This is a genomic window from Pseudoalteromonas atlantica (assembly GCF_043641955.1).
Classification (GTDB): domain Bacteria; phylum Pseudomonadota; class Gammaproteobacteria; order Enterobacterales; family Alteromonadaceae; genus Pseudoalteromonas; species Pseudoalteromonas atlantica_A.
The window spans coordinates 105,615-118,708 of sequence record NZ_JBHZRV010000001.1 but is presented as its reverse complement, the minus strand read 5'-3'; the positions used below and the strand labels follow the sequence as shown (position 1 = coordinate 118,708).

General features: G+C 41.0%; 13 protein-coding genes. 7 read left to right on the top strand and 6 right to left on the bottom strand.

The window, feature by feature from the left end; all coding sequences use genetic code 11:
- Positions 1 to 2: 2 nt before the first annotated feature.
- The 4 genes from ACHUE3_RS00530 (at position 3) to ACHUE3_RS00515 (ending at position 3,561) form a co-directional block, all read left to right on the top strand.
- Complete coding sequence (locus ACHUE3_RS00530; RefSeq protein ID WP_394189134.1) at positions 3 to 977, top strand: helix-turn-helix transcriptional regulator; 975 nt, start codon at positions 3 to 5, stop codon at positions 975 to 977.
- Between the two features lie 77 nt (positions 978 to 1,054).
- Positions 1,055 to 2,152, top strand: a complete 1,098-nt coding sequence (locus ACHUE3_RS00525) for a cell division protein FtsZ (protein ID WP_394189132.1) — start codon at positions 1,055 to 1,057, stop codon at positions 2,150 to 2,152.
- Positions 2,153 to 2,492: 340 nt separating this feature from the next.
- Positions 2,493 to 2,819, top strand: coding sequence for a cyclic-phosphate processing receiver domain-containing protein (locus tag ACHUE3_RS00520; protein ID WP_394189130.1), 327 nt, complete (start codon positions 2,493 to 2,495; stop codon positions 2,817 to 2,819).
- A 25-nt stretch (positions 2,820 to 2,844) separates the two neighbouring features.
- Complete coding sequence (locus tag ACHUE3_RS00515) at positions 2,845 to 3,561, top strand: SIR2 family NAD-dependent protein deacylase (protein WP_394189128.1); 717 nt, start codon at positions 2,845 to 2,847, stop codon at positions 3,559 to 3,561.
- A gap of 126 nt (positions 3,562 to 3,687) precedes the next feature.
- Here the strand turns inward: ACHUE3_RS00515 and dld are convergent, their stop codons facing one another.
- From dld to ACHUE3_RS00495, 4 genes are all read right to left on the bottom strand, one after another.
- Positions 3,688 to 5,376, bottom strand: a complete 1,689-nt coding sequence (gene dld / locus ACHUE3_RS00510; RefSeq protein WP_394189126.1) for a D-lactate dehydrogenase — start codon at positions 5,374 to 5,376, stop codon at positions 3,688 to 3,690.
- 13 nt (positions 5,377 to 5,389) lie between these two features.
- On the bottom strand, positions 5,390 to 5,788 hold the full coding sequence (locus tag ACHUE3_RS00505; protein ID WP_394189124.1) for a ribbon-helix-helix domain-containing protein: 399 nt from the start codon (positions 5,786 to 5,788) through the stop codon (positions 5,390 to 5,392).
- A gap of 39 nt (positions 5,789 to 5,827) precedes the next feature.
- Entirely contained in the window at positions 5,828 to 6,385 is a 558-nt protein-coding gene (locus ACHUE3_RS00500) for a DJ-1/PfpI family protein (RefSeq protein ID WP_394189122.1), read from the bottom strand.
- A 162-nt stretch (positions 6,386 to 6,547) separates the two neighbouring features.
- The gene (locus tag ACHUE3_RS00495; RefSeq protein WP_394189120.1) at positions 6,548 to 7,432 is read right to left on the bottom strand and encodes a LysR family transcriptional regulator; all 885 of its coding nucleotides are present in this window, start codon (positions 7,430 to 7,432) and stop codon (positions 6,548 to 6,550) included.
- A gap of 127 nt (positions 7,433 to 7,559) precedes the next feature.
- Between ACHUE3_RS00495 and ACHUE3_RS00490 the strand changes: the two genes are divergently transcribed.
- The 3 genes from ACHUE3_RS00490 (at position 7,560) to ACHUE3_RS00480 (ending at position 9,990) form a co-directional block, all read left to right on the top strand.
- Positions 7,560 to 8,189 (top strand): NAD(P)-dependent oxidoreductase, encoded by a 630-nt coding sequence (locus tag ACHUE3_RS00490; protein WP_394189118.1) that lies wholly within the window; start codon positions 7,560 to 7,562, stop codon positions 8,187 to 8,189.
- Positions 8,190 to 8,251: 62 nt separating this feature from the next.
- On the top strand, positions 8,252 to 9,274 hold the full coding sequence (locus ACHUE3_RS00485) for a Kelch repeat-containing protein (RefSeq protein ID WP_394189116.1): 1,023 nt from the start codon (positions 8,252 to 8,254) through the stop codon (positions 9,272 to 9,274).
- A complete protein-coding gene (locus ACHUE3_RS00480) occupies positions 9,271 to 9,990 on the top strand; it encodes an SIR2 family NAD-dependent protein deacylase (RefSeq protein WP_394189114.1) in 720 nt (239 codons plus the stop codon). The genes ACHUE3_RS00485 and ACHUE3_RS00480 overlap by 4 nt, the downstream gene beginning before the upstream one ends.
- A 58-nt stretch (positions 9,991 to 10,048) precedes the next feature.
- Here the strand turns inward: ACHUE3_RS00480 and ACHUE3_RS00475 are convergent, their stop codons facing one another.
- Positions 10,049 to 12,121, bottom strand: a complete 2,073-nt coding sequence (locus ACHUE3_RS00475; protein WP_394189112.1) for an EAL domain-containing protein — start codon at positions 12,119 to 12,121, stop codon at positions 10,049 to 10,051.
- 162 nt (positions 12,122 to 12,283) lie between these two features.
- Positions 12,284 to 12,964: an SDR family oxidoreductase gene (locus ACHUE3_RS00470; protein WP_394189110.1), complete on the bottom strand. Its 681-nt coding sequence runs from the start codon at positions 12,962 to 12,964 to the stop codon at positions 12,284 to 12,286.
- Positions 12,965 to 13,094: the final 130 nt, after the last annotated feature.

Below are 13,094 nucleotides of genomic sequence, written 5' to 3'. Positions count from 1 at the left end.
TAATGATTTCACACCGCCATTTATCAATTTTAGAGCTTGTGCCAATAGCGCCAAGCTCTATCTCGACCCGGCAGCTACAGCAAAAGCTGATTGAACGTGGCTTTGATATTTCAACCCGCATGCTTCAACGAGACCTACAATCACTTTACGAGCAGGGTTGCTTTGGGCTTGAAAAAGATATGCAGAGTAAACCGTTTGGTTGGTCTATCAATGCGCAGTGGCGAGGTGGTAATGCAAAAGTAATGAGCAGTGAAGTGGCTGAACATTATTTATTGTTGGAGCAGTTATTACCACACTCGACCCCGAGTGATGTTAAACAGTCTGTACGCATTAAAGCTGAGCAAGCGCTTAAACGTTTTAATGGGCATGTACCTGACTGGCTTTCAACCCTTCCTAAGTCTTCGTTAAAAGTGAATGCTGATACTCAGTTAGTGGCGCAAATTGAGCATGCGATTAAGCATAAGCGTGCTGTGAGTGCCGAGCTTTATAGAGTGTTGTACGATGAGGCGCATTGGTTAAAGTTTGCTGAGTTGAGTTTTTACAACTTGGTTGAGCAAGGTGGTGTGTTGATGGCGCAGTTTATGGTGGGGGGGCTTCACGAAAAGTGTTACCAAATGCCGGTTTACCGCATCCGTAATGTACATATTCTGCAAAAAATACGACGTGAGCCAAGTGCTGAGCAGTTAAAATCGTTACGCAGTGCGATTAACAAAGGCAAGTCGCAAGAAGCGATTGAGTTAATTGTAAAAGTACCCAAGCACTCGGCGGTTAATCAAGGCTTTATTGAACTTGGTGAGCTGACTGACAAGCAACAGATTGACGATAAAAACGTATTACTTACCTACCAAACTATTGATACCGAACAACTAACCGATGAGCTATTTAAATGTGCTCATTGGCTTGAAGTCATACAACCTGAGCTAATCAGGAAAAGAATTACCACAAAGCTCAAAGCGGCTGCTAAAAACTACCTTTAATTGATTTGAAAAGTTTAGGTGCGTCAAAATTTGACGCACCCATTTGTTATGCTCCTTTTAAATATGAAGGGGGTGTTATGTTTCAATTAATTGAGCAACAAGATGGTTTATCTATTGGTGTATTTGGCATTGGTGGTTGTGGCTGTAATACGTTAAACAGCATTTATGAGCAACGCGAAGGTAAACAAGCAAAGTTGTTTAGTGTTAATACCGACAAAGTGGTGCTTGAGCATACTCAAAGTGATGATACTGTGCTTATTGGCGCTGAACTGACACATGGTTATGGCGCTGGCGCCGATCCTGAAATTGGCTTACAAGCGGCGCAAGAAAGCAAAGAGTCACTTTTAGCGTTAATAAATAACTGCGATATTTTATTGTGCGCAACAGGGCTCGGTGGGGGTACTGGCACCGGTGCAAGCCCGTATATCGCAGAACTTGCTCGTGAGCAAAATAAGCCTGTGATATTTGTTGCAACGCTGCCTTTTAGTAGTGAGGGGCAGTTTAGAACACATGTTGCACAAACAGGGTTAAACACTCTAAAAGAGTATGCAAATGCGGTGATCACATTACCCAATGATCAGCTTATTGAGGTTTTAGGTAATGACGTTGGCTTGTTTGATGCGTTTAAACATAGCAACCAAATATTGCACTCACTGATTAAGTCGTTGATCGATATGCTGTGCTATCAAGGTTTGATCAACGTTGATTTAAACGACTTTGCTAAAATCATGGATTGCCAAGGAGATGCCGTTTTAGGCGTAGGAAAATGTGATGAGGAAAGTGAGTTTGCCACTGCATTGGATAGTGCCCTTAATAACCCCTTAGTTAATCAGGTCGATATGTCATCCAGCTCGGGCGTTATTGTACAAGTAAACTGTAAAGATGAAATTTCACTGGGCAGTTATAACCTCATTACCGACACGGTACGCCAACAGGTAAGCCCTAATGCTTTAGTTATTTGTGGTGTTTCTAAAATCGAAAATTTAGCCAGCAACTATGAATTATTGATCATCGCTACGGGCGCAAGCGCAAAGATGGTTGTAGAGCCACGCGATAAAACAGTAGACACCGAATTAAAAAAGCCCGAAGCGGTGATCACTCAACCTCAAGCCTCTGATATTTTTGATATCCCCGCGTTTATTCGTAATCAAGCACCAGCACCTTGTGGGAAGTAACGGTTATCTATACCCAAACCCCCTCAAGATGCGAGTTTCAGTTGGAATTAAAAGCGATTTAGGCAAGGCATTGATTGCAAGTAATAGTGGTTCTATTGTTAAAATCAATAACGCAGTATAAATCGCTTTTAAACCAACCCCTTGGGCGCTTCACAGGCACTTACTCTCATCGTTGTTCCTTCTTAAAAGGGAATGCCATTCTTGCAAAGTAACGCCTTGATATTAAGCCCCTGTGAAACGCTGAATTCTGTATCTTGAGGTGGTTTGGGTATATATGCATTTTAAGGGTTGTTAGCTGTTGTTTTCAGAGTCTGAATAATTTTTTAAGTGGTATTAACTTATGAACGTATATTTAGATGATGAAAGAGAAAGTCCAGCCGGTTGGTTGCGGGCTTATTGGCAAGAAGAGGTCATTACACTTTTGAAGAGCGGCAAAGTAAAGCAATTGAGCCTTGATCATGATTTAGGGAGTGATGCAAAAGGCACAGGTTACGATGTTTTACTTTGGATTGAGCACGCAGTGTTTATTGATGGCTTTGTGCCGCCAACAATAGCAATTCATTCTGCTAATAGTTCAGCACGCATAAAAATGGCACGCGCAATCACACAAATTTATTTACTGGCTAGAGAACAAAAGGGTTCTAAACGCTGTAATGACGAGTCGTAAACTTTGTAATTGAATAGGTGTGTTTATGACTACGTTATACATTACAGGTGCAGGCGTGAGCGCGGCTAGTGGCATTCCCACTTTTCGAGGGCAAGATGGTTATTGGACTATCGGCAGTAAAAATTATACACCAATGAAAATGGCCACTCGTGCTATGTATAAATTTAATCCTCACGAATTTTTAGCGTGGTATTACCATCGATTTACGACTTATAGAGATTGTGGGCCAAATGAAGTACATAAATGGCTCAGTAATAAAAATCTGATCACCCAAAATATAGATGGGCTTGATGATAAAGCGGGTAATAAAAACTACATTGCCATTCATGGGCGGCTTGACCAAATGACCCTCTATCAAAAAAATGGTTTGCCAGAACCAATAGCCGCACCGTGGCATAAAGTTGATGAAAGCCGCTTACACGATTCTTTGCTTGAGTTGTTTAACATTAAAAATAACAATCCAAAGGTTTATCGCTCGTTTAAACCTTATGTGTTGTTATTTGATGAATACTACACTGAACTTTACCGTATTCGTGAAGCTAAGCAGCGTATGTTTGATGCGGATAAAATGGTATTTATTGGTACGTCTTTCAATGTTGGTATCACCAGTATGGCGCTCGATATAGCTATAAAAGCGAAAATACTAGTAGAAATTGTTGATCCCGATCCTGTGATATTTTCAAGCAGGAATATCACCTATAAAAAAATGACAGCTATTGAATATATACAAAAAATGGGGTGACTTTTATTCGCTGAGGAGGAATTGACCATCGAATGATTAAAAGCACCTGTAATGTTGATCATCAAACCATTTAGTGCTTTCGGGACAGAGGTTAAACGCCTTTATTATTTGGCTTTAACCTTACTATTACTCTGTGTAATCACGTTTTTTAGACATGCCGCCAATGCCTGCATTTAAGGTGTTGGTTGGGTCTAAATTACGGTAATTATCAGCCAGTGCGGGTTTTGCATGGTAATGATGCCCCACGTTGTGTTCTGCTGGATATTCAGCGCCGCGTTGCTCTAATAGCTCAAGCAGGGCGGCTTTAACTACTGCGCAGTCTTCACCTTTTTTTACTAAGTAATCTTGATGGAATACGTGGCATAAAAAGTGGCCGTAATAGAGTTTGCTAATGAGCTTATTGGTAATACTAGATGGCAGTTTTTCAAACCAATCGGTGTCGTTACGTTTTAAGGCAATATCCAGTGCGAGTATATCTTCTACTTGTTGGTGATTAACTTTGGCGTATTGCACAGCAGCGCCTGCGGCTGCAAAACGCAGTAAATAGGCTGCTTTAGTTTCTTGTTCGCTGCACTGGAAAAAATTGAGCTGATATTCTTTTTGTACTTGCTCAAGTAACGCTAAGGTGTGTTGATATGCATTGCCTTTAACGGTCAAGATTAATTGATGTTGAAATTGTTTGTTATATTGCTTTAGCGTGTCAGGTGTTTGGCTTGGGAATAGCTTGCTAAGGCGGTAAACGAGCTTATCGACGGCGTTTTTTGGTAACAAAGACAATTTTTGGCAAACAGTATCTAACTGGCGTTTTATATTAAAAAATTTGGGCAGCCAGTTAGTGCCTAAGTTTTTGATCAAAAGCACGGTGTCGCGGCCATAATCATCAGCAAGCTCAAACATATCACGATGCAAATACTCAGCATAAACTGGCAGGCTGGTGGCTTGCTCAAGTACTGTTTTACGTACAGCTTGCAATGCGCTGCTGGAGTTAGTACCCAAATAAAATGTATGTTCAAGCTCATTTTTAGCAAAGGTGTCTACACGCACAGCAAATACCGCGAGTTTACCTGCACAGCCACTGGCTTGATGTAAGCGCCTAGGATCTGCGTTGAAACGTGCAGGAGTATCTTGATCTGTTTTTCTTACCCAATCGGCGTAGTCGCGGTCGGATGCTTGTTTTGAGGTGGTTTTGATATCAGACTGAGTATAATTTTTATTTTGTAAGTTAGTGATTATTTGCTCGGGCGTGGTGCCAAGCTCAATATCAAGGTTGTTAACTAAGCTGACTGTTCCATCGGCGTTTATTTGTGCATACAATGCCAGCTCTGTGTAGGCTGGACCTCGCTCTACAAGTGCGCCACCGGAGTTATTGCAAACCCCGCCAACAATTGATGCGCCAATGCATGATGAACCGATAACTGAATGTGGTACGCGTCCAAACGGTGCTAATGCTTTTTCTAGTGAAAATAGGCTGGCACCTGGAAATGCGACAATTTGTTGCTGTGCCGGAAGTACCTGAATATCTTTGATGCGGGTGGTGTTGATGATCACCGTATTTCGATCGCAGTTTTCAGTAGGGGTAGAGCCACCCGTTAACCCTGTATTCGCGGCTTGCATAATAACAATTACTCCCGCGTCTACACAGGCGCGCAAAATATGCCATTGCTGCAATAATGTTGCAGGCTTTACAACCGCAAGTGCCGGGCCATGACCTTCTCTAAAGCCTTTACGATACGGGGCTGTTGCGCGTTCAGAGGTTAGTACATGCCGCGCGCCCGCTATTTCTTTTAACGAGGCAATAAGTGATAAGTGTGACATTTATGTTCTCAGATCAGTTTATAGCGGGTTTTATAGGAGAGTCTTCAAAGCGTGTTTTGCGTAGTGTTGCTCGAAGTTGCTCCTGCTGTAAAACCTGTTTGGCATCGATATCGTTAAGAGCCGCGGTCTCCTCACGGGTTATATCGCCATCCGCTACCAGCGATAAATAGCGTGAGCAACAAACCCGCAAGAACGACGTAAAGTTGCCAATATCATGGTCAGCATCTAGGGATTCAAGATACAGTTTGGTGATCATTTGATTAACGGTCATTTGGTCACGAAACGCCACTTCAGCTAAAATATCCCAAAAGAACTCTTCGAGACGAATAGAGGTGACTACGCCATCAATGCGTAAAGATTTGGTACGACATGTCCATAATCGGCTGTCAGCATTTATAAAAAGTTGGCACATATCATTCATCCCTTGATGCTTTGTACGTTGATATTCTGTTTATAACAATGCCACAAATTGCTTTAACATGGCAGGGTGGGCAGGCCATGCAGGCGCAGTGACTAATTGGCCGTCGGTTATTGCGCCGTCCATAGGTAGTTCAACATATTCTGCACCGGCCATTTTTACTTCAGGTTGGCATGCAGGGTAAGCAGATACTTTTTTCCCTTCAATAACACCAGCAGCTGTTAATAATTGCGGGCCATGGCAAATAGAGGCGATTGGTTTGTCTGCATTGGCAAAATGTTGGATGATTTCAATCACACCAGGGTTTAAACGTAAATATTCAGGGGCACGGCCACCAGGTAAATACAAAGCATCGTAATCAGCGGCATTTACATTGGCGAACGTCGCGTTGAGTGCAAAGTTGTGGCCACGTTTTTCTGTGTAAGTTTGATCGCCCTCAAAGTCATGGATTGAGGTTGCTATGGTATCACCGGCTTTTTTATCAGGGCATACAGCATCAACATCATGTCCCATTGCTAATAACGCTTGAAAAGGCACCATGTTTTCATAGTCTTCTACAAAGTCACCCGTGATCATAAGTACTTTAGCCATTTTATGCTCCGTTTTTGTGTGTAAATCAGCGTAGGGAAAGTACTCTACGCATTGTCGGTTTCTAGTAAAACATACACAAATCGGGAACGGGTAATATGTCAATACTACACGTTTCATTAATACCGTGTTGAAATGACCACAGTGTGGGGGAGGCGATAATGGTTACAGTATGTCTTGTTGCCAACGTTGGGTTAAAAAGTCAATAAATGCTCGAACCAAATTTTGTTGGTAGTTACGTGATAAGTAAACGGCCCATAAATGGTTACCAGGGGTAGAGTAGGTTGGCATTACTTTAACCAGTTGTTTTGTCTTTAAATATTCTTGTGCTAAATCACAAGGTAAATTAGCAATTCCCATCCCTCTGATTGCTGCCTTGCGTAATACCGTCATATCATTAGCGTTAATATTACCCTTTACGGTGACTTTTTCATCTGAATTCTCACCTAGAAAGTGCCATATTGAATTGCCACTATGCAATAAGCAGTTATGCTGTAATAAATCTTGTGGAGTGGTTATTTTATTTGTACTTGCTAAATAGTCTGGGGATGCGCAAACAACTGTATTTATAAACATTAATTTTCGAGCTATGAGCTGCTCATCAGGCTGATGAGTGTAACGCAGGGCGATGTCTACTCGCTCATCCACTAATTGCGATAAGCTATCAGAGAGCACCAGTTGAAATGTCGTATTGGGGTGCATAGTGACAAACGCTTCAATTGCTTCAAATAATAAGTTTTGCCCAAGACCAATAGGCGCTGCGATTCTAATTGTTCCCACCAGCTCGTTATTGTGGCTATGGGCTCTACTTTGCAAATCCGATACGGTGCTGAGTAATTGTTTACAGTAGGTAAGCGCCTCTTCGCCTTGATTGGTTAAACTGACTTTACGTGTGGTGCGATGAAATAACCGCAAACTAAGCCACTGCTCAATATCTTGTACATGGCGGGTAACTTGTAAACGGCTAAGGTTTAGGTTGTCAGCTGCTTTTGTAAAGCTGCCACAGCGTGCAACTTCAACAAAGCTTTGAATTGCAGTTATTTTATCCATTAGTAACTTAATATGAACCAATTTGTATCTATAAGGTTTATTTATCATCAATTAGTATGCAAGTAAACTTGTTTTCAACAGCTGAGAACATTCCTCAGATGATAAATACTTTTTTAAGGATACAGATATGAATATTACTATTTTAGGGGCTACAGGTTGGATTGGTGGTCACATTATGTCGCAAGCGAAAGAAAACGGCCACAATGTAACAGCGGTAGTGCGTGATGCAGGAAAAGTAACAGATGGTACGGCAGTGAAAGAGTTTGACTTACATTCGCAAAGTGACATTGCAGAGGTATTAGTTGGCGCTGATGTGGTGATTGCTTCAGTTGGTGGGCGTGCTGCTGGTAACCATGAGATAGTTTCCCGTACTGCTGAGCGTTTATTAGCGGCACTTTCTGGAACGAACACGCGACTATTGTGGGTTGGTGGTGCGGGCAGCTTAGAAGTGTCACCAGGCGTTACTTTAGTATCATCCCCCGATTTTCCTGCTGAATATAAAGATGAAGCATTAGCGCAAGGTGAGGCGTTAAAAGTATTCAGATCAACAAGCACAGCAACACCATGGACGTTTGTATGCCCTGCAGCCGTTATTTATCCGGGCAAAAGTGAAGGTGCATATCGTATAGGTGGTGATGCATTTTTTACCAATGAGCAAGGTGAAAGTAAAATTTCGGTCACCGATTATGCCATTGCGATGTTAGATGAAGCGCAAAATACCGCGCATGTTAATCAACGTATTAGTGTGGCTTATTAAGGATTTTTCCATGGGCACATAAATGTTATTATTAATCAATATTTGATCATTGAATGATATTTATGAGCCTACTTCTCTCACTTGCTTTAGCAAGTTTACCAGCCTTACCAGAGCCTGTTGCAAACAACGCAGTCGCTAAAGTTATTGTAGATAAACAGCCTTACTTTTTAAGCTTTATGGGCTTAGGTGCAAATAAAGATCACCACAGCGTGCATAATAAAGTATGGGCATTAAAGCTGGGTGAGCAGCAATGGCAGAATAAAAGCCCTGTTCCTAGCAGTTTAAAACCTACAGGACGATTGGCGAGCACAGCAATCGGTATGGGGGAATACGCGTATATATTTGGTGGTTATACTGTAAGTCACGATCATACTGAAGTCTCAAGTCCTGATGTTTACCGGTACGATGTTAAAAACGATAGTTACACTCAACTTGCCTCTATGCCGGTGCCTGTTGATGATAGTGTAGCGCTTGAATATAAACAGCGTTACATATACCTCCTTAGTGGTTGGCATAATGATGGTAATGTAAATCTTGTACAGGTTTACGATACGCAAACAAATACTTGGCAACAAGCCTCGCCATTTTTAGGTGAGCCAGTGTTTGGCCAAGCAGCTGCAATCAGTGACAACACTATTGTGATTTGTGATGGCGTAAAAACACAGGCTAATCCAGATAAACGGCGCTCATTTGCAGCAGTTGCTCAGTGTTTAAAAGGCACGATAGATCATAATAATCCGCTTAAAATTGATTGGCGAACACTGCCTCACCCCACAGGTATTGCTCATTACCGTATGGCGGCAACAAGCTTTAATGAGTTTGTTTATATGTTGGGCGGCTCACCCAACCCTTATAATTACAACGGGCTGGGATATAACGGTGAACCAGCTCCCGCAAGCGCGCATGTATGGCGTTTTGATATTAAGCGTAATCGTTGGGAGATACTCCCTCCTATGGACACTGCGAGTATGGATCATCGCGGCCTATTAGAGCACCAAGGTGTGTTATACACAGTGGGTGGCATGAATAACACTCAACAGGTTATCAATTCTGTCTCAGCACATACTGTAAGGGACTCACAATGAATACACTGTATATTACAGGGGCTGGAGTTAGTGCAGCCAGTGGCATACCTACTTTTCGTGGTGAAGATGGTTTTTGGACTATTGGTAGTAAAAATTATACGCCAATGGAAATGGCAACAAGAGCGATGTACCAAAACAACCCACGTGAATTTTTAGCGTGGTATTACCATCGTTTTGCAACGTATCGTAATCATGGGCCAAATGAAGTACATCATTGGCTAAGTGATAAAAACTTAATCACCCAAAATATTGATGGCCTAGATGGTAAAGCAGGGAATAAAGATTACATTGCTATTCATGGTCGGCTTGATCAAATGACGTTGTTTCATCATCAGGGCGATGAGGTAACACTACACACCACTCCTTGGAATAACGTAGATGAAAGTCGTTTGCATGATTCATTATTTGAGTTGTTTAAAATAGAAAACCACCAGCCTGTGCTCAACCAATCATTAAAACCCTATGTGTTATTATTTGATGAGTTTTACACTGAGCTTTATCGTATCAGTGAGGCGCAGCAGCGTATGCTTGATGCTGATAAAATCGTGTTTATGGGCACTTCGTTTAGTGTAAATATAACTCAAATGGCGTTGGATATTGCACGTAGTTATAACACCCCCATAGAAATAGTCGATCCTGAACCTACTCATGTTATGCATCCAAATGTAAGTTATAAAGCAATGACTGCGCTGGAGTATATACAAAACCACGGATAATTTTTTAAATGAATTTAAGCTAAAAGTAGTTCGTATTTCCAGTTAGAAGTGCTGAACTTTACTTTAATGAAAAGTCGAGCATTTGAGAAGCTGGTAAAGGTTTACTTAAATAAAAACCCTGAGCGATGTCGCAGTAAAGCGTATTAAGTAAATCGAGTTGCTCCTTTGTTTCCACGCCTTCTGCGACGACTTTTATTTCTAGGCTATGTGACATAGCAATAGCCGCTTTAACTAAATTACAATCCGCTTTATTATCCGTTATGGCATTGATAAAACTACGGTCAATTTTCAAAACATCAAATGAGTATTGCCGTAAGTAACTTAAAGATGAATACCCTGTACCAAAATCATCCATTGATAACTTTATACCTAGTTTACTAATTTGCATCAGCGCTTCACGAATAGAGTCTTGCTCATTCATCAATACTCCTTCGGTGATTTCTAATTCTAAACATTCGTGATTTATATTATTTTCATTTAAGGAATGTAGGATCATATTTAGTAGCTCTGGATCCCTAAACTGACAAGGTGATAAATTAACAGCCATCGTGTACTTTTGTTTATGAGATGCTTGCCATTCTTTTAAGAAAAGCAGAGCTTGTTTGATAACAAATTCACCTATAGGGATAATTAAACCAGTTTGTTCAGCAATGGGTATAAATTCATCCGGTGTAATTGCACCAAGTTTATTATTCTGCCAACGCAGTAATGCTTCTGCACCTATAAGGGTATTTGTCTTGACGTCTATTTGTGGTTGGTAATAAACCGTAAATTCATTTTTTGTCAGCGCGTTTTGCATTTGCTCTTCTATTTCAAAACGGCGCTGCATGGCCGTATTCATTTGTTGGGTGAAAAAAGAAGAAGTGTTTCGCCCAAGCGCTTTTGCTTGATACATTGCGGTGTCTGCATTACGTAATAATTCTGATGCTGACGTTCCATCTTTTGGTGACATAGCGATGCCAATACTTAATGTAAGTATTAATTCTCTTCCCTCTAGTTTAAAAGGCTCTCTAAACGCGTTGAGTAAGCGTTCAGTGATAGCTTTGGCATTACTTTCATCATTTAAATTAGAAATTAAAACAATAAACTCATCACCACCTAATCGGCCTACGGTATCATCTTGTTTTAAAGCATGTTTTAACCTATGTGCAGCTTCGATCAAAAGTTTATCGCCTACTTCATGACCTAATGAGTCGTTCACTTTTTTAAAGTTATCAAGATCTAAAAAGAAGACTGCGGCCTTTTCATGCTTTTTCTTAACTGAACCTAGCATTTGCGATAACCGGTCAAGTGATAAAAAACGGTTAGGCAATGCGGTTAAACTATCAAAATGCGCTTGACGGCGAATGAGCTCCGCTGAACGGTGGGGCTCTGTAATATCGCGAATGATCACCATGATTTGGTTTTTCTTTGGCAGCAAGCGCATTCTGGCTTCATAATAACTAGTACCATCTGGCATGCTTAATTCATATTCAAAGCTGACCATTTCATTGTGTGTGAGCGCTTTTTCTATATGGATCCTAAATATATCTGCAACTTTGTCAGGTAATACCTCAACCATTTTTTGACCAATGAATTTCTCGGGGGGGATGTAAAGATCAGTTTTATTACTTGCGTGGTAATCAGTAATCGTACCATCGTGCTCTAAGACAAAAAATAAGTCAGGGATCGCTTCAAAGATGGTTTGTAACATAGTGGCATTTAACGTGGCTTCGGCTTGTGCTTTATGTACGTCGGATAAATCAATGTCAATGCAATACATTTGCTTGGCGTTGTATTGATTAGTAAGCATTACATGACTTGAAAATACCGCAATCTCACTGCCATCTTTATGATTTAATGTTAGTTCAGCCGCTGGGATTTCAATTCCTAGCGTAATCCAATCGCTATGAGCTTTAATAACGGGTTCTTGCATAGGCTCTGGAATAATTAAATCTTCGAGCTTCTTGCCCATAGCCTCTTGCTTAGTATACCCGTAGAGTATTTCACTGCCTTTGTTCCAGTAAATGACTTGCCTTTGCTCATCATAGCCCTGCACCGAAATAGAATCGATTGCATCAAAAAGTTGATGCAATGGATCATTAGTCACATAGTGATCTGTGGGTAAACCATGGGCATTATGCAGAGCCATTCAGTGATGTCCTATCATTGGATTGATCTACTCTAAGCATAGACAAAAAAACGTGATTTTTAGTAGTTATTCATTAAAAATTTTTGTAATAGGCACTCATGTTTTATGGTAATTAATAAATTAAAGGTAGTAGATAGACTTAAAGGCTATCTACTATTTATACTAGTTTGCTGGCATTAAAAATAACTCGCGCACGTTACAGCGAGGGTTGGCTTCAATAGCAAATAAAACCGCTTCTGCTACATCATGTGGGTCGAGTTTGTCTGGTTTGGCTTCATCAAAAAATGGGGTATTTACCATGCCAGGCGCTATTGTAGTGCAGCGGCCTTGCCACTCTTTCATCTCTTCTGCGAGGTTTTGGCCAAAACCGTAAGCAAACCACTTGGTTGCTCCGTAAATTGAGCCTGGAATAGTAACCCTTCCTGCAGCAGAGCTGGTTAAAATAAAGTGCCCGGTGGTTTCACGTAAATGAGGCAAAGTGAGTTTTGCGGTGTAAAGCAACGCATTAATGTTAATATCTAGCATCTGACGCCATTCGTCTACATCACCATTCTCTGTGCCGGCTGTGCTTACGCCCATTCCAGCATTTGCGAAAGCAACATCCAAGCGGCCATATTTTTCTATACCTTTTTTAACGACATTTTCTAGCTCATTAAAGTCAGTTGCATCTGCAGTAATAGCATAAGCATTCTCAGCCCCTAACTCATTTACAAGAGCTGTTAATTTGTCTTTGCTGCGTGCGGTTAAAATGACTTTATGGCCATTTTCAACTAGTGTTTTTGCTGTAGCTTCCCCAATACCACTGGAAGCGCCTGTAATAAGTACTATTTTTTCTTCGACCATGTTTATTTCTCCTTAATTACATATTCAAAAGAGTGTGATACTAACTAACTTTAATTAGAGCGTATTGACCACACTAACATCCCTCGATTAACTCAAATTGAATAAGCTGAAGTGAAGAAAATATAACTAT